The 22425-nt window shown below is 69.4% G+C and carries 19 protein-coding genes; 10 read left to right on the forward strand and 9 right to left on the reverse strand.

The window, feature by feature from the left end; translation table 11 throughout:
• Positions 1 to 59 precede the first annotated feature (59 nt).
• Together OG735_RS04150 and OG735_RS04155 are read right to left on the reverse strand one after the other, a co-directional pair.
• Positions 60 to 557 carry an SPW repeat protein gene (locus OG735_RS04150; RefSeq protein WP_327321763.1) on the reverse strand — a complete coding sequence of 166 codons (498 nt, stop codon included), beginning with the start codon at positions 555 to 557 and terminating at the stop codon, positions 60 to 62.
• Between the two features lie 122 nt (positions 558 to 679).
• A complete protein-coding gene (locus OG735_RS04155; RefSeq protein WP_327321764.1) occupies positions 680 to 2059 on the reverse strand; it encodes an FAD-binding oxidoreductase in 1380 nt (459 codons plus the stop codon).
• A gap of 391 nt (positions 2060 to 2450) precedes the next feature.
• On the opposite strand from OG735_RS04155, the gene OG735_RS04160 reads away from it, so the two are divergent.
• A complete protein-coding gene (locus tag OG735_RS04160; protein ID WP_327321765.1) occupies positions 2451 to 3569 on the forward strand; it encodes a sulfite oxidase in 1119 nt (372 codons plus the stop codon).
• Positions 3570 to 3668: 99 nt separating this feature from the next.
• Here OG735_RS04160 and OG735_RS04165 read toward each other — a convergent pair whose 3' ends face one another.
• Genes OG735_RS04165 through OG735_RS04175 form a run of 3 tightly spaced genes read right to left on the reverse strand, consistent with a single transcriptional unit; the run spans position 3669 to position 7287 of the window.
• Positions 3669 to 5978, reverse strand: coding sequence for an ABC transporter permease (locus OG735_RS04165; RefSeq protein WP_327321766.1), 2310 nt, complete (start codon positions 5976 to 5978; stop codon positions 3669 to 3671).
• A 2-nt stretch (positions 5979 to 5980) separates the two neighbouring features.
• Positions 5981 to 6784 (reverse strand): ABC transporter ATP-binding protein, encoded by an 804-nt coding sequence (locus tag OG735_RS04170; protein ID WP_327321767.1) that lies wholly within the window; start codon positions 6782 to 6784, stop codon positions 5981 to 5983.
• Positions 6781 to 7287, reverse strand: coding sequence for a PadR family transcriptional regulator (locus tag OG735_RS04175; protein WP_327321768.1), 507 nt, complete (start codon positions 7285 to 7287; stop codon positions 6781 to 6783). The genes OG735_RS04170 and OG735_RS04175 overlap by 4 nt, the downstream gene beginning before the upstream one ends.
• Before the next feature lie 167 nt (positions 7288 to 7454).
• On the opposite strand from OG735_RS04175, the gene OG735_RS04180 reads away from it, so the two are divergent.
• From OG735_RS04180 to OG735_RS04220, 9 genes are all read left to right on the forward strand, one after another.
• Positions 7455 to 8726, forward strand: a complete 1272-nt coding sequence (locus OG735_RS04180) for an ABC transporter substrate-binding protein (RefSeq protein WP_327321769.1) — start codon at positions 7455 to 7457, stop codon at positions 8724 to 8726.
• A 200-nt stretch (positions 8727 to 8926) separates the two neighbouring features.
• On the forward strand, positions 8927 to 10606 hold the full coding sequence (locus OG735_RS04185; RefSeq protein ID WP_327321770.1) for a glycoside hydrolase family 13 protein: 1680 nt from the start codon (positions 8927 to 8929) through the stop codon (positions 10604 to 10606).
• A gap of 37 nt (positions 10607 to 10643) precedes the next feature.
• Positions 10644 to 11972, forward strand: coding sequence for an ABC transporter substrate-binding protein (locus OG735_RS04190; RefSeq protein WP_327321771.1), 1329 nt, complete (start codon positions 10644 to 10646; stop codon positions 11970 to 11972).
• A gap of 11 nt (positions 11973 to 11983) precedes the next feature.
• Positions 11984 to 13327 (forward strand): carbohydrate ABC transporter permease, encoded by a 1344-nt coding sequence (locus OG735_RS04195; protein ID WP_327321772.1) that lies wholly within the window; start codon positions 11984 to 11986, stop codon positions 13325 to 13327.
• On the forward strand, positions 13324 to 14262 hold the full coding sequence (locus tag OG735_RS04200) for a carbohydrate ABC transporter permease (protein WP_327321773.1): 939 nt from the start codon (positions 13324 to 13326) through the stop codon (positions 14260 to 14262). The genes OG735_RS04195 and OG735_RS04200 overlap by 4 nt, the downstream gene beginning before the upstream one ends.
• Before the next feature lie 161 nt (positions 14263 to 14423).
• Entirely contained in the window at positions 14424 to 15149 is a 726-nt protein-coding gene (locus OG735_RS04205; protein ID WP_327321774.1) for a YoaK family protein, read from the forward strand.
• 172 nt (positions 15150 to 15321) lie between these two features.
• A complete protein-coding gene (locus OG735_RS04210) occupies positions 15322 to 16245 on the forward strand; it encodes a MurR/RpiR family transcriptional regulator (protein ID WP_327321775.1) in 924 nt (307 codons plus the stop codon).
• 649 nt (positions 16246 to 16894) lie between these two features.
• Positions 16895 to 17287, forward strand: a complete 393-nt coding sequence (locus OG735_RS04215; RefSeq protein ID WP_327321776.1) for a hypothetical protein — start codon at positions 16895 to 16897, stop codon at positions 17285 to 17287.
• 151 nt (positions 17288 to 17438) lie between these two features.
• Positions 17439 to 19274 carry a glycoside hydrolase family 15 protein gene (locus OG735_RS04220; RefSeq protein WP_327321777.1) on the forward strand — a complete coding sequence of 612 codons (1836 nt, stop codon included), beginning with the start codon at positions 17439 to 17441 and terminating at the stop codon, positions 19272 to 19274.
• A gap of 76 nt (positions 19275 to 19350) precedes the next feature.
• Here the strand turns inward: OG735_RS04220 and tgmB are convergent, their stop codons facing one another.
• The 4 genes from tgmB to OG735_RS04240 form a co-directional block, all read right to left on the reverse strand.
• On the reverse strand, positions 19351 to 20280 hold the full coding sequence (gene tgmB, locus OG735_RS04225; protein ID WP_327321778.1) for an ATP-grasp ribosomal peptide maturase: 930 nt from the start codon (positions 20278 to 20280) through the stop codon (positions 19351 to 19353).
• A 16-nt stretch (positions 20281 to 20296) separates the two neighbouring features.
• Positions 20297 to 20488, reverse strand: a complete 192-nt coding sequence (gene tgmA / locus OG735_RS04230) for a putative ATP-grasp-modified RiPP (protein ID WP_327321779.1) — start codon at positions 20486 to 20488, stop codon at positions 20297 to 20299.
• A 141-nt stretch (positions 20489 to 20629) separates the two neighbouring features.
• Positions 20630 to 21256, reverse strand: a complete 627-nt coding sequence (locus OG735_RS04235; protein WP_327321780.1) for a hypothetical protein — start codon at positions 21254 to 21256, stop codon at positions 20630 to 20632.
• A 66-nt stretch (positions 21257 to 21322) separates the two neighbouring features.
• Complete coding sequence (locus OG735_RS04240) at positions 21323 to 22420, reverse strand: baeRF3 domain-containing protein (protein ID WP_327321781.1); 1098 nt, start codon at positions 22418 to 22420, stop codon at positions 21323 to 21325.
• Positions 22421 to 22425 lie beyond the last annotated feature (5 nt).

Below are 22425 nucleotides of genomic sequence, written 5' to 3' on the forward strand. Positions count from 1 at the left end.
CTGACCACAGCGAGGCCCCGCCGCCGAGGCGGCGGGGCCCGTTCGGGCGCTGAGGGCCGTCAGCGCATCGGGTCGATGTTCGGGCCACCGGAGCCGGGGGCGGAACGGGCGCGAGTGCGCAGGCGACTGGGAGCGAGACCGGTTCGACGGTCGTCCATGGCGGCCATGGCCAGGCCGAGCAGCAGGGCCACGAGGCCGACGATGATGTTGTTGACCATGGTGCGCACCGTATCCACGTTGCCGGACACGACCCACGGAGAAATGATCGTCCATGCTCCGATGGCTATGGCGCACCAGGCCATGGCGTGGGTCCGCTCGTATGCCGAGCCGAACCCGCCCATGCATATGGCGTAGGCAACGCCGGTGATCAGATTGCAGACGGCCAGAGTGGTGAGGCCGTTGAAGCCGACTATCCACGGTGAGGCGGCCAGGTACAGGCCCGTGAGCAGGGCGAGGGTCTCGATCGCCTGGGCACGGGGAGTGGTGGTCGCCCGTTCGAACCGAGATCGCATCTCGGCCAGGTCGGGGTGTTGCTCAATGCTCGGATGGGTGGTCATGCGGGCCGCCTCCTATAGAAGCCTTTATCTGCCCTTTAACTCCATGAAACGCTTACCCGGCATGCCGGTCAACAGGCGGCACAGAAGCACCTTTGGCCAATGCTCCGCCTGCGGGTTCACCGCTACTTGGCGGGCTCGATGTTCTGGTTGGCGTGGAACAGATTGTGCGGATCGTAGATCCGTTTGATCTCCGCGAGCCGGTCGTAGTGGTCGCGGTAGGTGGCCTTGACCCGGTCCTGGCCCTCGCCCGCGCCGAGGAAGTTCACGTACGAGCCGCCCATGGAGTACGGCTGCAGCTCATCCCAGTAGTCGACGGCCCACTGCTTGATCGTCTGCGCGTTGGCCGGGTCGGGGTCCATACCGGCGATGACACCGGACCAGACGGCGTCCCGGTAGGCCCACGCGGTGTCGTCCGTGCCGACCTTGTGGGCCGCCCCGTCGACCGGGTAGAGATGCATGGTCGACAGGTCGGTGGGGAGGTTCTCGCCGTACTTGAGGTGCACATCGATGGCTTCGTCCGTGATCCGGTCGAAGAAGGACCCGCGCCAGTACCACTGCAGGCCGGCGGGGATCAGTTCGTCGAACATGGTCTGCAGCGCGGGGTACGGCATCGGTGCCGTGAAGTGGAAGGCCGGCCGGCCGGGCTCGGTCACGGGCGCGAGAGTCTCCTCTAGGCGGGCCAGGTCTCCTGTCCAGCACCACACGACGCCGCACATCTTGTGCCCATGGATCTCTTCCGGGAACGGCGGACCCGGCGGAACTGTGAGCAGCGCGAAGAAGCCGTAGAGGTCCTCGGGTGCCTGCGGCAGGAAGTCGCGGTACCACCGCAGCACCTCGCGGGTGCTGTCGACCGGCCAGACGGTGATTGCGACACCCACGGTGTGCACCGGGTTCAGCCGGAAGTCGAACGAGGTGACGATGCCGAAGTTCCCGCCACCGCCGCGCAGCGCCCAGAACAGGTCCGGGTTCTCGGTCTCGCTCGCGGTGACGAAACTGCCGTCGGCGAGCACGACGTCCGCGGACAGCAGATTGTCCACCGTCAGACCGTACTTGCGGGTCAGGTAGCCGTGACCGCCGCCGAGGGTGAGGCCTCCGACGCCCGTTGTCGACATGATGCCGGCGGGGGTGGCGAGGCCGAAGGCGTGTGCGGCATGGTCGAGATCGCCGAGAACACTGCCGCCGCCCACCCTGGCGGTCTTCGCGGCGGGGTCGACGCGCACCCAGCGCATCGGCGACAGGTCGATGGTGACGCCGTCGTCCACCAGACACAGGCCCGGGCCGCTGTGTCCGCCGCCCCGTACGGCGAGTTCGAGACCGTGGTCGCGGATGAAATCGACCGCATCCATCACATCCGCCGCGTCCGTGCACCGCACCATGGCAGCCGGCTCACGGTCGATCATTGCGTTGTAGATCTTGCGGGCCTGGTGGTACTCCGGGTCCTTGGGGCCGATGACCGGACCGCGCAGGGCAGTCCGCATTCCTTCCAGAGTGGTGCCGTCCATCGTGATCTCCTCGACGAGGTGCAGACCGCAACCCGCCAGGCCTTTCGGCCATTCCGGCCGCAGCATCCCGGCCTCGCCGCCGTGGTATTCGCCGACGGCGGGCCCCGGCCCGGGTCGTCTGGAAGCCCGGGCTCTCTCAGACAGCCGACCAACTCGCTCGGCGGCTGAGCGGAACAGCGGCCGAGCGGAACAGGGGCAGGGACGGATGTCGCCTCTCCTGCTGGGCTGTTGCTGAGCAACAGTGCGTGCCAGCGGTCCGGCACCGTCATGGGCCGCAAGCGCAGCCGGACGCCGAAGAGCTGACATGACCAGCGTCCCGCCGGTCGGCGAGCGGCGCAATCCCGCCGCATCGCCAGGTGCCCGGGCCCGGCTCGGGGAGCACCATGGGGCCATGGACGGAAGCATCGGTGACATCAGCGCACCGGGGCGCATCGCCGAACCCGACGAAGGCATCACCATCGAGGAACTGGCGCTCGCGGCCCGCAACCACGGGCTGCCGCTGGAGGCTTTGCGCTACGACCTCACCCCGGCCGGACTGCACTACGTACTGGTCCACTACGACATCCCCGCCGCCGATGCCGACGCGTGGAAGCTCACCGTCGGCGGCCGGGTGCGCACCCCGCTGACCCTGGACATGCGCACACTGCTGTCCTTTCCGGCCGTCACTCAGCGCGTGACGATGGAGTGCGCGGGCAACGGCCGGGCCCGGCTCTCACCACGGCCGGTGAGCCAGCCATGGCTGGTCGAGGCGGTGGGAACAGCCGAGTGGACCGGCGTGCCGCTGCGCACACTCCTCGCCGAGGCGGGGGTGGAGGCGGATGCCGTCGAGGCCGTGTTCACCGGAGCCGATCATGGCGTGGAGCGCGGCATCGAGCAGGACTATCAGCGCAGTCTCCCGTTGCCCATGGCCACGGGCCGCGATCCCGAGGTGCTGGTGGCGTACGAGATGAACGGCCGGCCCTTGCCGCCGCAACACGGCCATCCACTGCGGCTGATCGTCCCCGGGTGGTACGGCATGGCGCACGTGAAGTGGCTGCGCGACATCGCCCTCACCGACGTCCCGTTCACCGGATTCCAGCAGGCGGTGGCCTACCGCTACCGCCAGTCGCCCGAAGATCCCGGCGAGCCGGTCACGCGGATTGCTCCGCGTGCCCTCATGATCCCGCCCGGGTTCCCGGACTTCATGTCCCGCACCCGTGTCGTACGTCCTGGCCGGGTGCGACTGGAGGGCCGGGCGTGGTCCGGCCGTGCCCCGGTGACAACGGTCGAGGTGAGTACCGACGACGGGCGCTCCTGGAGCGATGCCGAGCTCGCCCCGCCGGACGGACATGGCTGGGCCTGGCGCCACTGGCAGGCGTCCTGGACCGCCACGCCGGGCAGCCATGTGCTGAGCGTGCGGGCCACTGACGCCGAGGGCCACAGCCAGCCGCTCAGCCAGCCGTGGAACCGCGGCGGGTTCGCGAACAACCTCGTCCAGCGGATTTCCGTGCTGTGCGCACCCGGGGCGTAGCGCCGAAGACGGTGAAGCCTTGAGGAGGCAGCTCCGGCAATCTCCGCCTTCGGGTGGTCAGAGCCTCTCGGAACGTCTCGGTCTCAGAGCGTCTCGGCCTCAGAGCGTCTCGGACAGCGAATCCGCCAGCCGCCGACGCGCGGTCCGGGCGGCCGGTACCGCCGCGGCCGCGACCGCGCCCAGAACTGCCCCGACCACCACCGACACCAGCAGGACGGCAGGCGGGACATGGGCGATCCCGGCTCCCATACCGCTGGAACGACCCTGGGTGTCCACCAGCCAGCTGCCGGACAGCACCCCGAGCCCGGTGCCCAGCGCGGCGGCCACCAGTGCCGTGAAGCCGGCGGCCGCCACGATCGCCGAGCTGATCTGCCGCGGTGTCAGACCGATCGCTTTGAGCGCGAGCAGATCGCGGCCGCGGTCACGGACCCCCGTACTGATCAGTGTCAGCAGCTCGAGGAACCCGATCAGGGCCAGCACCCCGACCAGCGCCGCGATCACGCCCCGCGCCGGTTCCAGCCGGTCCGCCGGATTGGCCGTCTCGCGGATCTCCAGCGCGCCCCCGGCCCTCTCGGCGAGAGCGCTGCTCACCGCCCGGGGATCCGCGCCGGGCCGCAGGACGAGCAGGTGGAAGTCCGGCCGCAGTGCGGGATCGCGTTCCTGGAGCGTGTCGACCGTCGTGGAGATCACCCGGCCGCCGGCTTCCGGTTCGATGCTGCGGCCGACGATGTGCAGAATCTGCGGCCGTCCTTCCACCGTCATCCGCACCCAGTCGCCGACCCGTACATCCAGCAGATCGAGCAGCCCTTGACCGGCGACCGCCTCGTCGAGGCCATCGGCGGTGCGCCCCTCGACGACGGTGAACGGATAGGGGGCGCGGGCGGTGCCGAGCCCGCGCAGGGTGATGGTGCCGGTCTGGCCGGGTACCAGGGCGGCGACCTCCACGCCGGGGTGGACCGCGGCGACGTCCGGCGGCGCGGTCAGCGCGCGGTCGAGTTCCTGGCCGGTCAGACTGCCGGGCTGCTCGGCCCGTACGGTCAGCGCTGCGGGCACGCCCATCTCCGCGGGGCGGCTGCGGAACATGTCCAGAGTGGACCAGGCGACCAGCGCAACCGTGATCATGAGCAGCGGCAGCGCAAGGCGGGCCACCGTGATCAGGGTGCGAGTCCGCCTGGGGAAGGCCGCCCGCCAGCCGAGCACCAGCGCCGGCGGCACCCGCATTCCCAGTGCCCGGCGCCCCAGCCCGGTCATCGGTGCGGCCGAGGGCAGGGCCGCCCGGGCGACGGGTACCGGCGGTACTCGTCCGGCCCGCCAGGCGGCCAGTCCTGTGGCGGTCGCGATCAGCAGCACCGCGCCGCTCGGGACGCCGAGCATCACGGCGGTGTGCCCGGGCAGCTCCTGCCACACCCCGGCCGCATCCCCGATCCGGCCCGGTATCCGGGCACCCAGAAGGGCGATCGCCGCCGTGCCCAGCGTGACCCCGAGCAGCGCGAAGGCGAGGTGCTGGACGAGGAAGCCGCGTACCACCTGGCCCGGGGTGAACCCGATCGCTTTGAGGATCGAGATATCCCTCAGCTGTCCGCGGATACGGGCGCTGATCGCCCCGGATGCGGCGAGCGCGGCGGCCAGCAGCGCGCCAAGACCGAACACGGCGAACAGCTGCCCGAGAAGCCGGTCGTCGCTCCCGGCCTCGGCGCGCGCCTGCTGCCACTTGGTCACCTGGGCGACCCGGTCGGCGCCGAGCAGGGTGACGGCCTGCTGGACGGTGAAGTCGATATCGGCCGGATCGTCCAGCCGCAGCCCGACGCTCTGCCCGGTGCTGTGTGGCGCCACGGCGTCGAGCGTGCCCGGCAGCACCCAGCCGATGCCGGGCTCGCCGCCCGGTCGGTAGCGGGGTTCCGCGGCTTCGGCGACACCGGCCACCCGGAGGGTGCGGGCCGTGCCGTCCGATCCCGCGACGGTGAGGGTGTCGCCCGGCTCCGCCCACAGCACACGCGCGACCGAGCTCTCCAGCACGACGCCCGCTGTCTGTGTATTGAGCCAGTGGCCCGCGGTGACGAGCGGCCTGGCGATCTGCGGCGGCTCGGTGCCGGCCGCGCGCAGGGACACGCTCGCCCTGACGCCACGGGACTCCAGGGTCGCCCGACCGGTGCGGTACGGCCCCGAGACACCGGCGACACCGTCCAGCCCGGACAGCGCGTCCGTGTCCGCGGCGACGCGGGTGTGCAGCCAGACGTGGGCGCCCTTGGACTGGGTGAAGATCCGCTGCCAGGGGTTGGCGGCGTAGCTGAACAGGGCCACGGCGAGCAGCAGCGAGGCGATGATCCCGGCGCTGGCCAGGACGACGAAGAGCGACTGTCCGCGGTGTGCCCTCAGATCGGCGTGCGCCCAGCGCAGAGTGGCCCGCACGGTCACTCCTTCAGTTCGAGTACGCCGGAGACTCCGCCGCCCGGGCCGCGGCGCCCCGCCCCGAGCGCGGCGTCGTCGGCTATGCGTCCGTCGAAGAAGCTGATGACCCGGTCGGCAGCGCTGGCCATCCGGGCGTCATGGGTGACCAGCAGGATGGTCTGTCCGCGCTGGTGGAATCGGGAGAGCAGCCGGAGCACTTCCCGGGTGCCCCTGCTGTCCAGACTGCCGGCCGGTTCATCGGCGAGCAGCAGCGCGGGATGGTTCACCAGCGCCCTGGCCAGGGCAACGCGCTGCTGCTCGCCGCCGGAGAGCTCGCCCGGCATGGACCGCTCCCTGCCTTCGAGGCCGAGTTCGGCGAGCAGTTCGGCCCGGCTGTCCCGGGCTGCCCTGGGTGAGGCGCCGGCGAGCAGCGCGGGCAGTTCGACGTTGTCGGCGACGGTGAGATCGGAGACCAGGTTGAAGAACTGGAACACGATGCCGATGCTCCGGCGGCGCAGCACCGCCCAGCGGGCCTCGCGATACTCGTCCACCCGGCGGCCGTCGAGCCAGAGACGGCCGCTGTCGGGCCGCTGGAGTCCGCCGATCAGATGCAGCAGTGTGGACTTGCCGGCGCCGGAGGGCCCGGTGACGGCGACGAATTCCCCGGGCTGGACGGTGAGATCCACTCCGCGTACGGCTTCCACGGGTGACCCTTCGCCGCGATGGGTCTTGGTCAGGCCCTCGGCGCGCACGATCGGCACCGTGTCTCCCCGACCGGTTGCGGGTCCGGACTCGCCCAGCACGGCAGGAGCGGCGTCGTCGCTCATTCCAGCTCCTCCTGACAGCGTTCCAGCCAGTCGAGGTCGGCCTGCAGATGCAGCATCGCGCCTTCGATCAGTAGCTGGGAGACCCTGTTGTTCCGGTCCTCGGATGCGGCCAGCTTCGACAGATCACGCATGGTGTTCAGATACTGCCGCCGCTGTTTGTTGATCAGGGTGACCGGGTCGGCCAGCCCGGACTCCGGGGCGAGGGCGATCTTCATGAAGAACTCGTCCCTTACCCGCGGCTCGTCCGTGGTCTCGTCGAACCAGGCGAGCACGGCCTCACGCCCGGCATCGGTGAGCCGGTACGTACGCTTGTTGGGCCTGCCCGACTGCTCGACGTCCTCGCCGGCGATCAGACCGACCTTTTCCAGCCGCCCGAGGGTGACGTAGATCTGGCCGACGTTCGGCTGAGGGTACGCGGCGCCCAGGAGCTTCTCAAGGTCCTGCTTGAGCTCGTAACCGTGCGCCGGGCCACGGGAGAGGAGTGCCAGGAGCGGCAGCCGCACGCGCTCCCCTCCCTCCCGCTCCGTAGTTTCTTGTTGGCTCGGATACGGGCTGTGGTTCGCGCCACCCGCCTTCTCCGCCTGGACATCTAGTATCGCCCATGCCTAACGGGTATACATAGGCCACATGGGACGGCGGCGCAGCCGGATCGGTGCACTGGGAGGAACCTATGCGGTGGATGCACGCCGCGGGTAGGGGGCTTCTGGTTGTCGCGGTGCTGCTCGCGGGTTACGCGGGCTTCGCCACCCAGCCCGGTGCCGGCGACCCCAAGGGCCGCGGCCCCATGACGCTGGTGACCGCGGGCGATCTCACCGACTATCTCGGTCCGCTGCTGGACGACTGGAATCGCAGCCGTCCGAAGGAGAAGGTCACGCTCGTCGAGCTGCCCGACTCGGCGGACGAGACCCGGGCCCAGATGATCAGCGAACTGCGGTCCGGCAGCGACCGGTTCGATGTACTGAACATCGATGTGGCCTGGACCTCCGAGTTCGCGGCGGCCGGCATGATCTCGCCGCTGCGGCCGGGCCGGTTCCCGCTGAACACCTTCCTGGCGCCCGTGGTGGACACCGCAACTTTCGACGGCCGCCTGTACGCGGTTCCGTATGTCACCAACGCCGGCTTGCTGTACTACCGCAAGGACATCCTGGAGCGGGCGGGCGAACGGCCGCCGCGCACCTGGGCGGAGCTGGCCCGGCTTGCCCGGACGATCGCTCCCCAGTACGGCATGGACGGCTACGCCGGTCAGTTCCTGCCGTACGAAGGACTGACGGTCAACGCCACCGAAGCCGTGCACTCGGCGGGCGGCTCGATCCTGCGGGACGACGGCGCGCTGGTGACCGTGGACTCGGCCGCGGCCCGTGCCGGACTCGAGTTCCTGGCGGGCGGAGTGCGGGAGGGCTGGATCTCCCCCAAGGCCCGCGGGTACAAGGAGGAGGAGTCCCGGCAGGCGTTCCAGGACGGCCGGCTGCTCTTCCTGCGGAACTGGCCCTATGTGTATGCGATGGCCAACGCCAAGGGGTCGAAGGTGGCCGGCAAGTTCGGCGCCGTGCCGCTGCCGGGACCGTCCGGGCCGGGCACCAGTGTGCTGGGCGGCTCCAATCTCGCGGTCAGCAGCCACTCCCGGCATCCGGAGTCGGCCGCCGATCTGATCGCCTATCTCACCAGCGAGCGCGTCCAGCGGCAGGTGCTCACCAAGGGCTCGCTGCCGCCGGTGCGCGCCTCGTTGTACGAGGACCCGGCTCTGATCCGGGCCTACCCGTATCTGCCGACGCTTCGGCAGAGCGTGCTGGCGGCCGAGCCGCGCCCCAAGAGCCCCCGGTACGACCAGGTGAGTCTCGCCGTGCAGGCCGTCGTACAGGACGTCATGGCGCTGCGGCAGACGCCGCAGCAGGCCGTGGCCCGGCTGTCCCGCGAGCTGGGATCGATCTCCCGCAAGGGCTGAATCTGCGCACTCCTTCACACCGGTCACTACTTACATGTTAAGTACTGACCGATTTTTGCATACCCCCAAATTCTCGGGCATATCCGGCAGATTTTCACCGCATCGTTGACACCTTCCCGTCACCGCTACTTAACATGCATGCATAACAGCGCACCCGCTCTGGGGCGCTCTCGCATCCAGCAGGAACAGGTCAACGCGAGATGTTCACAGCTCTTCCGGCCGCCCTCGGCCAGCCCTCCCGCACCACCACCGCCCCCGCCTGGTGGCGCGACGCGGTGATCTACCAGGTCTACGTCCGCAGCTTCCTCGACAGCACCGGGGACGGCATCGGTGACCTGGCCGGCGTACGGGCCGGGCTTCCGTACTTGAGGAAGCTCGGTGTCGACGGCATCTGGCTCAGCCCGTTCTATCCGTCGCCCCAGCACGACCACGGCTATGACGTCGCCGACTACCGCGATGTCGACCCCGTCTACGGCGACCTGGCCGAATTCGACCTGCTGATGGCCGACGCCCGCCGACTGGGGCTCAAGCTGCTGCTCGACATCGTCCCCAACCACTGCTCCAGCGAGCACCCGTGGTTCGGTGAGGCGCTCGCCGCCGGTCCCGGCAGCGCCGCCCGCACCCGGTTCCACTTCGCCGACGGCCGCGGCCCGGACGGCGCGGAGCCGCCCAACAACTGGCGGGCGATGTTCGGCGGCCCCGCCTGGAGCCGGATCACCGAAGCCGACGGCACCCCCGGGCAGTGGTATCTGCACCTGTTCACTCCGCAGCAGCCCGACCTGAACTGGCGCAACCCCGAGGTCGGCGACTCCTTCGAGCAGGTGCTCCGCTTCTGGCTGGACCGGGGCGTGGACGGCTTCCGTATCGATGTCGCCGCCGGCCTCTTCAAGCACCCGGAGCTGCCCGACTCGGCCGACCCCGCCGCCGACGAGCGCTCCCGGGACTCGGTGAACCCGCTGGCCTGGAACCAGCCCGAGGTCCACGAGGTGTGGCGGCGCTGGCGCTCGGTCTGCGAGGAGTACACGGCGCGGGACGGCAACGAGCGGCTGCTGGTCGGCGAGGTCTCCGTACCGACCGCGCGCGAACACGCGGAGTATGTACGGCCCGACGAGCTGCACCAGGCCTTTTTCTTCGATCTGCTCAGCGCCCCCTGGGATGCCGACGCCTTCCGGACCACCATCACGGAGGCGATACGCGACATCGCGGGAACCGGCTCCACCGTCACCTGGGTGCTCAACAACCACGACCAGGTCCGCACGGTCACCCGTTACGCGGGTGAGCCCGGCGTGGAGGCCAGTGGGCTGGGTGCGGCTCGTGCCCGCGCCGCCGCACTGCTGATGCTGGCGCTGCCCGGTGCCGCGTACGTCTATCAGGGCGAGGAGCTCGGCCTCCCGGAGGTCCTGGACCTGCCGGACGATGTGCTCACCGACCCCATCTTCCACCGCACGGGCAGCCGTAAGCGCATCAGGGACGGCTGCCGGGTACCGCTGCCGTGGTCAGGTCACGCCTCCCCGTTCGGCTTCAGCCAGGGCGCGGCCGGAGCCAGGCCCTGGCTGCCACAGCCCGAGTGGTTCGCCGAACACGCCACCGACCGGGCGCTGGCCGACACCCGCTCCTTCTGGCACCTCTACCGCGAAGGGCTCCAGCTCCGTCGCAGTCTTCCCCAGCTGGGCGAGGGCAGCCTGCGCTGGCTGGAGTCGCCGCCACAGGTCCTCGCCATGGTCCGGGGCGACGGCCTGATCTGCGCGGTCAACTTCGGCACCGAACCCGTCGCCGCGCCGGTCGCCGGTACTCCTCTCCTCTCCAGCGGCCCCTGCCCGGACGGTGTGCTCCCCGGAGCGACCGCCGCGTGGTGGACGGGCGACTGCCCCACCCCCTGAACTCCCCGATCCCCACCCTCTTGGAAGGACTGTCACCATGCGACGACTCTCAACGAACCGGCGGACAGCTGCGGCCGCCTCCACGGCACTCGCCCTCGCCCTCGGTGCGACGGCCTGCGGCGGCTCGACCGGCCCGGCGAGCGGCAAGGAGCTCAGCGGCCAGACCGTGACCGTGGCCGGTGTCTGGACCGGCAGCGAGCAGAAGAACTTCCGCAAGGTGCTGGACGCGTTCACCGAACAGACCGGCGCCAAGACGGTCTTCGTGCCCACCGGTGACAATGTCTCCACCTTCGTCGGCAGCAAGATCGAGGGCGGCAACGCCCCGGACGTGGCCATGGTGCCTCAGGTCGGCGTACTCCAGCAGTTCGCCAAGGAGGGCTGGCTCGCACCCCTGTCGCAGAAGACCGCGACGACCGCCGGCGCCAACCTCGCCGAGGTGTGGAAGAACTACGGCACCGTCAACAAGACCTACTACGGCCTCTACTTCAAGGCGGCCCACAAGTCGACCGTCTGGTACAGCCCGAGCGCGTTCGAGCAGGCCGGAGTCACGGAGCCCAAGAGCTACCCGGACATGCTCAAGGCGGGCCGTACGCTCGCCGACTCGGGACTCCCGGGCTTCTCCGTCGCCGGTGAGGACGGCTGGACCCTCACCGACTGGTTCGAGAACATCTACCTCTCGCAGGCGGGCCCTGCGAAGTACGACCAGCTGGCCGCCCACAGTCTGCCGTGGACCGACGCCAGCGTGGTCAAGGCACTCACCACGCTCGGCGAGGTCTTCAAGGACAAGCAGCTCGTCGCGGGCGGCTCCGCAGGAGCGCTGCGCACCGACTTCCCGGGCTCGATCGAGCAGGTCTTCGGACCCGAGCCCAAGGCCGGCATGGTCTACGAGGGCGACTTCGTCGGCGGTATGGCCAAGGACAACTTCGGCCGCAAGCTCGGCGAGGACGCCAAGTTCTTCCCCTTCCCCGGGGTCGACAGCGGCAAAGCACCGGTGGTGAGCGGCGGCGACGCAGCCGTGGTGCTCAAGGACGGCAAGAACCAGAAGGGGGCGCAGCGGCTGCTGGAGTTCCTGGCCACTCCGGAAGCGGCTGCGGTCTGGGCCGGCGCGGGCGGCTTCGTCTCCCCCAACAAGGACGTGAAGCCCGCCTCGTACGCCGACGACACCACCCGTGCCACGGCCAAGTCACTGGTCGAGGCAGGTGACTCGGTCCGCTTCGACATGTCCGACCAGGCTCCGGCCGCATTCGGCGGAACCAAGGGTGTGGGCGAGTGGAAGCTCCTCCAGGACTTCCTGCGCGACCCCTCGGACCCGAAGGGCACCGCGGCCAAGCTCGAAGCCGCGGCCGCCAAGGCGTACCGGAACTGAGGTCGCACTCCATGGCTGTCACTGTCACCAAATCCGGGCACGCCGCCACCCCGCGGCGGCGTGCCCAGCGCAGGAAGCGGAACATCGCGGTGGTGTTCGTCCTGCCCGCCCTGCTGCTGCTCGGCGCGCTGGTCGTCTACCCGGTGCTGTTCTCCGCCGGCCGCAGTCTCTTCGACGCGAGCGGTGATCGCTTCGTCGGCGGCGACAACTACGCCGAGATATTCAGCGACCCCGCGACGCTCAAAGCGATCCGCAACAGCACCATCTGGGTGGTCGTGGCTCCGGTTCTGCTGACCGGTCTCGGCCTGGTACTCGCCGTGCTCACCGAGAAGGTGCGCTGGGCCACCGCCTTCAAGCTGGTGCTCTTCCTGCCCATGGCCGTGTCGTTCCTCGCCGCCGGCATCATCTTCCGGCTCGTCTACGAGGAGGACCCGGACCGGGGCGTGCTCAACGCCGTGGCCGTCGGCGTACACGACGCCTTCGACGACCGCTCCGCCTACCCCACCGCCAGGGCCCGCGAGAACCAGGGCCTGGCCAGGGACCCGGGCGGAACGTACCGCACGGCCGACGCGGTCGGCTCCGGGAAGTCGATCAGTCTCGGCTTCGTCGGAGTGGCACCGGACAAGATGCCGGCAGAGGCCCGGCCCGCACATGCCGCGTCCTTGGCCGCGGCCGCCGCGGACGAGGTCAGGGGCGTCGTCTACCTCGACTTCACCCCCGGCGGCGGCGGTACGCCGGGCAAGGTCGACCCGGCCGAGAAGGGCCTGCCGGGGATGTCGGTGGAGGCGGTACGGGACGGAAAGGTGGCGGCCACGGCCACCACCGCTGCGGACGGCTCGTTCAACTTCCGCGGCCTGGAAGCCGGTTCGTACACCGTCCGGCTTCCGGCGGAGAACTTCGCGGCACCCTACCAAGGCATTTCCTGGCTCGGCCCGGCGCTGGTGACCCCGGCCATCATCGGCGCCTATCTGTGGATCTGGACCGGATTCTCGATGGTGCTGATCGCAGCAGGGCTCGCTGCTCTCCCCCGGGACTCGCTGGAGGCGGCCCGGATGGACGGCGCCAACGAGTGGCAGATTTTCCGGAAGATCACGGTGCCACTGCTCACTCCGGTTCTGACGGTGGTCTTCGTGACCCTGGTGATCAATGTGATGAAGGTCTTCGACCTCGTCTACATCATCGCGCCGGGACCGGTCCAGGAAGAGGCCAATGTGCTGGCGACCCGGATGTGGCTGGTGTCCTTCGGCGGCGGCAACAACCAGGGACTCGGCAGCGCCTTGAGCGTGCTGCTGCTGCTTCTGGTCGTGCCCGCCATGATCTTCAATGTCCGGCGCTTCCGAAGGAGCGGAAAATGAGCGGCCACAGCACCATCGAGCGCAATTCGTCCCCGCGAACGGCCGCGACCTCCGCCCACCTCGCCACTCTGCCGCGGCGCCCGCGCCCGCGTCCGCTGAGCCGGCTGAGCACCTGGTTCGGCAACGGACTGGTCCAGGCCGTCCTGATCGTGGTCGCACTTGTCTGGATCACCCCGCTGGCCGGGCTGTTCCTCTCCTCGATGCGCTCCGAGCAGGACAACGCGACCGAGGGCTGGTGGACGGCGCTGACCGACCCCGGGCAGCTGTCCCTCGACAACTACACCGCCCTGTTCGAGAACTCCGGTATCACGCAGGCCTTCTGGAACACCGTGCTGATCTCGGTGCCGGCCACCGCGCTGGTCGTCGGAATCGCGGCGCTGGCCGGATACGCCTTCGCCTGGCTGGAGTTCCCTGGCCGCGATGCGATCTTCCTGGTGGTCGTGGGCCTCCTCGTGGTGCCCGTCCAGATCGGGCTGCTGCCGGTGGCCAAACTGTTCGGCGCCGTCGGGCTGTTCGGCACGATTCCGGGTGTGATCCTCTTCCATGTCGCGTACGGACTGCCCTTCGCGATCTTCCTGCTGCGTAACTACTTCGCCGAGATCCCGCGCGAAATGCTGGAGGCCGCGCGGATGGACGGCGGCAGCGAATGGCGGATCTTCTCCCGGCTGATCCTTCCACTCGGACGGCCGGCGCTGGCCAGCCTGGCCATCTTCCAGTTCCTCTGGGTCTGGAACGACATGCTGGTCGCACTGCTCTTCGCGGACAGCGAGTCCCAGCCGCTCACGGTCGCCCTCCAGTCCGAGATGCGGCAGTTCGGCAGCAATATCGAGGTATTGGCGCCGGGCGCCTTCCTCTCGCTGGTGGTGCCGCTGGTCGTCTTCTTCGCCTTCCAGCGGCACTTCGTCCAGGGAGTGATGGCGGGCTCCGTCAAATAGCCGGCGTACAAGTGGCCGACGTACGCATAGCCGACGTGAAAGCCGGGTCCTGAACCCGGCTTCACTGCCGGGGTTCGGCCCACGGTTGGCGCAATGGTGCGGGCGGTGCCCGGCGGGTACGCACACTTGCCGGACACCGCCGCCGCAGCCGAGGAGCCGGCTTGGAGACGAAGCCCGGGCCCGACCTCACGTCCACACCCCTCACATCGCTCATGGAGGCGCTGACGCTGACAACGGGCATGGTCGAAGCCGTGAGCCTGCTCGCTCTGGGGTCCGTGTTCACCGCCATGCAGACCGGCAATGTGCTTTTCTTCGGATTCGCGCTCGTGGGCGAGGGCAGCGCTTCCGCAGTGGCGACGTCCGTGTCGCTCGCGTCGTTCGCCGCTGGAGCCCTCCTCGGTGCCCGGCTGGAGTCGGCGATGGAAGCCCGCAAGCGCCGGTGGCTCGTTCTCGCGCTGATCATGGAGTCGGCGCTGCTCGCTGTGGCGGCGTTCACGGCTTGGGGGCTCGTACGGGTGGGCAGTACGCCGTCCGCCCGCCACATCGCGGTGGTGGCCTTGGTGGCGCTCGCCATGGGCATGCGCAATGTGACCGCGATGCGCGCTCATGTGCCGGACCTGCCCACCACCCTGGTCACGCGGACCATCACCGCGCTGGTCAGCGGTTCGCCTCTCGGGCACGACACGGCGTTGGGCTACGGCAGCGGCGCCTCGGCCCGCAGGGGCGTCGCCGTCCTCGCGATGTTCACGGGCGGCATCCTCGGCGCGTGGCTGCTCCACCTGCACTGGTCACCGACGGGAGTTTTGCTCCTCGTGGCCGCCGTCGTCCTCGCCGTCGCGGCCGCGGTCGCCATCACCTCCCGGCACCGTCCTCCGCCGACGATGTGACCCCTGCTTCACGCTCTCCCCGGACGCGGTACGCGATCGGACGATCCCGCGCGCGAGCCGCCACGCTCCGCCTTGTTCCGCCTCGTTCCGCCTTGTTCCACGCAACAGTTCCACCGTGCGGCCACGGTGCGTGAGCTATGTTGCACGAGTGGGACGACAAGGAGGCACACCGGTGCCATCAGGGCAGCAGGCACGCGCACAGGCGTCTGCGATCACGCCGGGAAAGCAGTCTCCGGACGTGGAAGCAGCTCCCACGGACAGGGTTCTCGCACTGTTCGGCGGCCACCGGCTGTCTCCCGCGCAGCGACGCATCGCCCAGTACATGGTCGACCACCTCACCGAGGCCGCGTTCCTGTCGATCACGGATCTCGCGGAACGCGTGGGTGTGAGCCAGCCGTCGGTGACCCGCTTCGCCTCCTCCTTGGGTTTCAGCGGATTTCCCGCGCTCCGAGAAGCCCTCCAGCCGATCGCGCTGAGCGCGGGCACCCAGTCCCCCGACACGCGGGAAGAGATCCGCCGCAATGAACTACAGGCGGCCGTCGACGCCGAGATCGAGAACCTGGAGAGTTTGCGCCGTGTTCTGGCCGACCCCAACCAGGTGCTCGAGATCGGCCGCGACCTCGCCCTTTCGACGCCCCTGACCGTTCTGGGCCTGCGGATCTCCGTGTCGCTGGCGGAATACTTCGCCTATGCCGCCAGACGGATCCATCCCGACGTGCGCCTGGTGACCCGCGGCGGCAGCGTCGCCTACGACGCGCTGCTCCAGTCGCGGGAGGCAGGCGGGACCTGGATGCTGGCGTTCGCGATGCCCAGGCACGCCAACGAGACCCTGGCAGCGATGCGGGCCGCCCGTAGGACGGGGCTGCATGTCGCGCTGATCACCGACCTGACACTCGGGCCGCTTGTGGACGAGGCCGATGTGGTACTCACCGCCGGCACCGGATCACGTCTCGTCTTCGACTCCTACGCGGCGCCGGTGGTCATGTCCGCCGCCGTCCTCCAAGCCATGGCCGATGCCGATCCCGAGCGCACGCAGGTGCGACTGGAGGGCTACGAGCATGCCGCGGAACAGCACGACTTCTTCCTCGAGGACTGAAGCGGGTTCCTCCTCCCGGACCGACACGAGCGGGTACCCGCTTGCGTCGACCTCGGCGACGGGCCGCCCTGCCTGCCGGTTCGCGCACCGAAGACTTGATCATGGATCAGTCATCACATTTTGTGCATGAATTTTTTCATACCCTTGCTTACTCGACGGTATATATATTTACTGCATCTGCGACCCCCGGGTGCCCCGAAGTCGCGAGCCAGACCTCAGCCCTCACCGAAGGAAAGCCGGCGGTCCGCACCATGCACCTCACGCCTCGCCCCGCCGCACGCGGCGCAGCCCGCAGGAAGCAGCTGGGGCCGGTACGACGGTCGGTTCTCTGGTCTCCCGCGAACGTAAGCGGACGCGGACTCGGCATCGTCTGCCGACTCGCGCAGTCGGTGGACAGCACCACGACAGTGAATGCCACTCAGGTACGCGCGGTGTACCGCATCGAGCCCCTACGGGCCACGTGACCGAACACCCAGGGACGACGCCCCTCCTCCTCGCGTCGGCCCATGGTGTTCAACCCGGGCGCTGCGCCTTTTTCGCGCGGATGCCCTTGGCGGCCCCGGTCAACCCCTGGGCCGGGGCCGCCACCAACCTCCGCGACCACCCCCGCGATCAGAGCCCATCCGCCTCACATCCGGAAGCGACGACGATGTCCCAGACCTTCTCACCGATCGACTCCGACTGGCCTTGTCAGGTCAAGGCCCCCGGTAGCCACGATTGGGAGCGCACGGCGGCCCGGTGGCTGCGAGACCTCCTGCCGGCCCGCTATGCGGGCTATTCGACGCTCACCCGCCACCACATCCTGCTCGCCCGCCATGCGCACCTCCAGGTGCAGCACGAGATACGTGCCGTGCGGGTCGCACTGCAGACCTGCCGGGCGGAACTGCCCACCCTGGGCGTGTCCGAGGTCATCATCGAGAGCACCATCAGGCTGTACGCCATCGAACTGGAGCAGCTGAACCGCCTGGCCCGCGGCGTCCGGCTGATCACCGAGGCACTCCTCGCGGGCACCGATGCGCACCGCAGGCGGACGCACGTCTAGGAGCGGGGCGTCCCGGCCGGCCAAACCGGTCGAGCGGACACCGGAGCGCGAACGCCTGACGTGCGGGCCCGGCCTGGGCACCGCACGATGGAGTTCGCCACCGGCGGGTCCACCGACGGGGGTCACCGGCTCCTGACGAGGGGACCCCTGGATGCGCCAGTACCCGCCCATCGCCGACCACGGGATGATCGGTGACCTGCAGACCGCTGCTCTGGTGGCGTCCGACGGAGCGATCGACTGGTTCTGCGCGCCGCGATTCGACTCGCCCAGCATCTTCGCCGCTCTGCTCGACCAGGACCGTGGCGGCAGTTTCCGGATCGCAGCCGACCACCCGGATGCCAGGATCACCCAGCTCTACCTGCCCGACACCGCAGTCCTGGTCACCCGTTACCTCACCACCGACGGGGTGGGCGAGGTCCTGGACTTCATGCCGGTGGACACCCCGGAAACACCCACGGACCGGCACCGGATCTTCCGGGCGATGCGCGTCGTGCGCGGCAGCATGACGTTCACCGTGGAGTGCAGACCTCGCTTCGACTACGGCCGTGCCACGCACAAACTGAGCCTGACCGAGGCGGGCGACGCCGCTGTCTTCACCGGCCCCGGCGTCGACGTTCACCTCCAGAGCACCGCACGGCTGAGCGCCGACAATGACCGCGACGTCCAGGGCGTCGTCACACTGCAGGCCGGTGAAATCGCCGTCGTCGTACTGACCACCTGCGCCGGCGGCGACGCGCCGCCGGAGCCTCTCAACGCCGATATGGCATGGGCCACTTGGCGGGCGACCGTACAGTACTGGCACGGGTGGCTCCGGACGTCCCGGTACCGCGGCCGCTGGCGGCAGACCGTGAACCGCTCGGCCATCACGCTCAAGCTGCTCACGTACGCGCCCACGGGCGCCCCGATCGCCGCCGCGACCGCGGGACTGCCCGAGCAGGTGGGCGGCGAGCGCAACTGGGACTACCGATACACCTGGATCCGGGACGCCTCGCTGTCCGTACGATCGCTGATCGACCTGGGTTTCACCGAGGAGGCGGACGCCTTCCGCCGATGGCTCGGCCAGCGGGTGGCCGCGGGCGCGACCGTCTCCGGCGAGCCGCTGCAGATCATGTACCGGGTGGACGGCGACCCGCACCTGAGCGAGGAGCTGCTCGACCACCTGGAGGGCTATCTCGGATCGTTCCCGGTACGCATCGGGAACGGAGCGGCCGACCAGCTCCAGTTGGACATCTACGGCGAGGCTGCATTCGCCATGCTGGAGTTGGGAGCCATCACGGAGACCGCCGGCTACCAGGGCTGGCTGGCTCTCGCAGGTGTCCTGGACTGGCTCGCCGACAACTGGGACCGGCCCGACGAAGGCATCTGGGAGACCCGCGGCGGCCGCCACGACTTCACCTACAGTCGGCTGATGTCCTGGGTGGCCTTCGACCGCGGCATCCGTATCGCGCGCGACAACGCCCGACCCGCCGACCTGGAGCGCTGGACCGCCACCCGCGACGCGATCTTTATGCAGGTGATGGAGCGCGGCTGGAGCGAGCAGCGCCAGGCCTTCGTCCAGCACTACGACACCGACGTCCTGGACGCCTCACTGCTGCTCATGCCGCTCGTCGGGTTCATCGCGCCCAAGGACCCGCGCTGGCTCGCCACTCTCGACGCGATGGAGCGCGAGCTGGTCTCCGACAGCCTCGTCTACCGCTACAACCCGTCCGCCTCTCCCGACGGACTCCGGGGCTCCGAGGGCACATTCACGCTGTGCACCTTCCACTACGTGCAGGCGCTCGCCCGCGCGGGGCGGGTCGAAGAGGCACGCTATGCCTTCGAGAAGATGCTCACCTACGCCAACCATGTCGGCCTATTCGCCGAGGAGATCGGCCCGACGGGAGAGCAACTGGGCAACTTCCCACAGGCGTTCACCCATCTGTCCCTCATCACAGCAGCCGTGGCACTGGACGTGGAACTCGACAAGGCCGAAAGTCTGGGGCCATAGCCGACGCGCTGGACGCGCATCGCACGGTCCGGAGGCGCATCGCAAGCTGACGCGGCGCATCCCCTCCCACCTCCGCCTACGCGGCTGTGTACGCCAGCCACGACGCAACCGCCTCGGCGATGGGCTGCCCCGTCTCCAGCTCGACAAAGCCGAACTGGCCGCCCTGGTTGCACTCCAGGAACCACCAGACACCCTCGGCGTCCTCGGCGAAATCGAAAGCCCCGTAGGCGAGACCGGCAAGGCCTGTGAAGTCGTGGACGGCCCTGGCGATGCGGTGGGGCACGTCGGCGGGCTCCCAGGCCTGACCGGTGGTGCCGTAGCGCCCGTCCACCTGGCCGGACGCCGAGATCTTCCGGGCAGCGAACAGCCGCCCACCGACGCAGGTCAGCCGGATGTCGGCCCGTTTGGGAATGTACTTCTGCAGCAGGGTGGGGGCGGCCGCGACGCCGGAGAAATCCGTCTCGGGCCCGATGCGGGTGGTGGGCAGCGTGACCGGTGGATCGCTGCGCGGCGGACCGGAGGTGGACTTCACCACGATCTCCCGGTACTGCGCCGCGAACTGGCGGGCCACGCGCGGAAAGGTGGTGATGAGCGTGGGCGGCACGGCGAAACCGCTGCGATGGGCAACGCGCAACTGCCATGGTTTGCAGCGGGCTTGTGCGGCCACGCAGGGATGGTTCATCCAGCGTGCCGTGGTGGAGTTGAGCATCCCGTACAGCGCCTGCCCGGACTCGGCGGTGAGCCACTCCGACGGCTCGGAGGCGTGTGCCGCGGCCTCCCCCGGCCTGCGCACCCATATGGAACGCAGGCCGCTCATGCTCACCAAGCGCCCGTCGTACGACAGATAGCCCCGAAAGTCGCCGCTGACGAACTCCGCCGACAGTGCGGCCTCGCCGGGGAGGTCAGCGGGATCGAATCGCACCAGCGGAATCCCCCGTTCGTGCAGACCGGCCACCACCATGTCCGTTGTCACATCCTGCTGACAGGTCAGAATCAGCACAGTCATCGACGCGCCGGTCCGGTCAGTCGTCGAAGTGCGTCTGCGAACCGGCAGTGGAGGTCGTCGTACCGGCCGCCAGGAGCACCGCCCGGTCCGCGATGGCGGGGCGTCCGTCGGACAGGACGTTCAACTGCAGGGCGGAGTCGTACGTGTAGGGATCGGTGACTGCTGAATTCTCGGCCGGACGGGCGTAGTTCAACACAAACGGTCTCATGAGTCTCCTCGAGTTCCCCTGGCGTGGTCCTGCGCCACACGTAACAGTACGTACCGAAGGCGCAGACGGTCTCACTACGTACCGTCACATCCGGCCCAAAGTGGCGTGACGGGCGTCACATCGCCGAGGGTCCCCCAACCGTCAGTACCGCTGGGCCTTGGCGATCCTGGGGGTCAGATTCAGGTCGGCGGGCTTGCGGCTGATGGCGATGGACTGCTCCTTCTCGCCCGGATCGAGGTCCTCCGCGCCAACAATTCTGCTCTCCACCACCTTGCCGGAGGGGTCGGTGAAGTCGACCTGCACGGCGTACGACGCCTTCTGGTCGGTGCGGTTGGTGATGCTGACCACCGCGGCGACCAGACCACCGGTCTGGGCCCGCGGCTTCCCCGTCAGTGAGACGTCGGACGTCGCGTTGCCGCTTCCCTGCACCTTCTTGAGTTCGGCAGCGGCCGCTGCGTTCGCACGGGCCACCTCGGCCGAGACGGAAGACTCGAAGGCGGAGGCGGCAGCAGACGCGGACGCCGCCGCGGCGGACGCTCTGGCGCGGGCCGAGGCGGCCGCCGAAGCCAGGGCGGAGGGCGGCGTACCTGAGAACGCGGACATGTTGGGAGGCGTCGGGCGGGGACTGAACGGCGAACTGCTGCCGGTGTCGCCGTTGCCGGTGCTGCACGAAACGAGGACGGACGCGCTCGAGGCGGCAGTGATCAGCGTCAACGCAACAATGGCCAAACGCCTCGTGCTCGCCCGGCCCTTCACGCATGCCGTCATCGGGGTTCCCTTTCACTGTCGGTGACTGCGGGTCACCCCCCCCGGTTGCCCACCCGTGTCGTGAGCTCAGTAGCGCAGGGCGCTCGCGATTCCGCCCATGTCGGCAAGCGTGCCGTCAGGCACGAAGCGCACCTCCGCGCCCGTGTCCAGGGACCGCTCGACGATCTCGTCGACGATGTCGTCGAGGGCATCCAGATCACCGGGTTCGGCCGGCATCAGGTGGCCGCCGGACTCGCGGACGGTTTCCCGGTAGTTCTCCTCAACGGCCAGCAGCGCGACCCGGCCGGATGTCACGTTCTGCCGGATCTCGTCGACCCCGGCGGCGAACGCCCGTCGTCCTCGGGCCTTGTCCAGTTCCTCAAGGACATGGGCGACTTCCTTCTCGGCCCGGGCCTCGACGAACGGCCGTACGGCCTGCCACACGGCGTCGGCGGGTCCCGTTGCCAGCCCTCCCTGCGGGATGTGGGTGGCCGTCCCCTTGGCCACCGTTCCGACACCGTCGAGAAGAGCGAGCGCCACCGCTTCACCGGCCACATACAGGGGCCGCGGATCGGACTTGAGTACGGCACCCATCGCAGCGTCCGCCTCCCGCAGGAACTGGCGGGTCTGCTCGTCGCTGAAGGTGCTGGGCACATCCCCGATCCGCTCCTGGCGCTCGGCGTCGGGGTCCTCAAGGCTCCGGGTCAGTGGGAACGCCCCCCTTGCCTCCTCGACGACGCGCTCCGCTCCGCCGCTCCACAGAGAGACGCGGTCGGAGGAGACGGCCAGCACCCAGAAGGGGTGCTCGGCGGCCTGCGCCGAAACGAGGTTGCGGGTCAGGAAGGTGTCCGAGAGCACCACTCGCTCGGGCACCGTACGGCCCAGCGACCACACCTGGTGCTCTCCCGGCGCGGCGAAGACCGCCAGCCCGTCCTCGGCATGTACCAGATCGACCTCCGCCAGAGCCATGTCCAACTGCTCGGTGACATCGATCCGCCTGTCCCGGGTGACGGCCGGATCGGCCTGAAGCTGGCCCTTGGCCTCGGCCATCAGATTGCGCAGACGCACAGGGTCCTGCGCGTTGTCCGGTTCGCGGCGATGAGTGGGCATCAGAACCGTCACTGCCGGATAGGAACGCTGCTGTCGCAGCTGGAAGAGGGCAGCAGAGCTGAGAGCCGGGTGCATCGGAA

This window comes from Streptomyces sp. NBC_01210 (assembly GCF_036010325.1).
Taxonomy (GTDB): domain Bacteria; phylum Actinomycetota; class Actinomycetes; order Streptomycetales; family Streptomycetaceae; genus Streptomyces.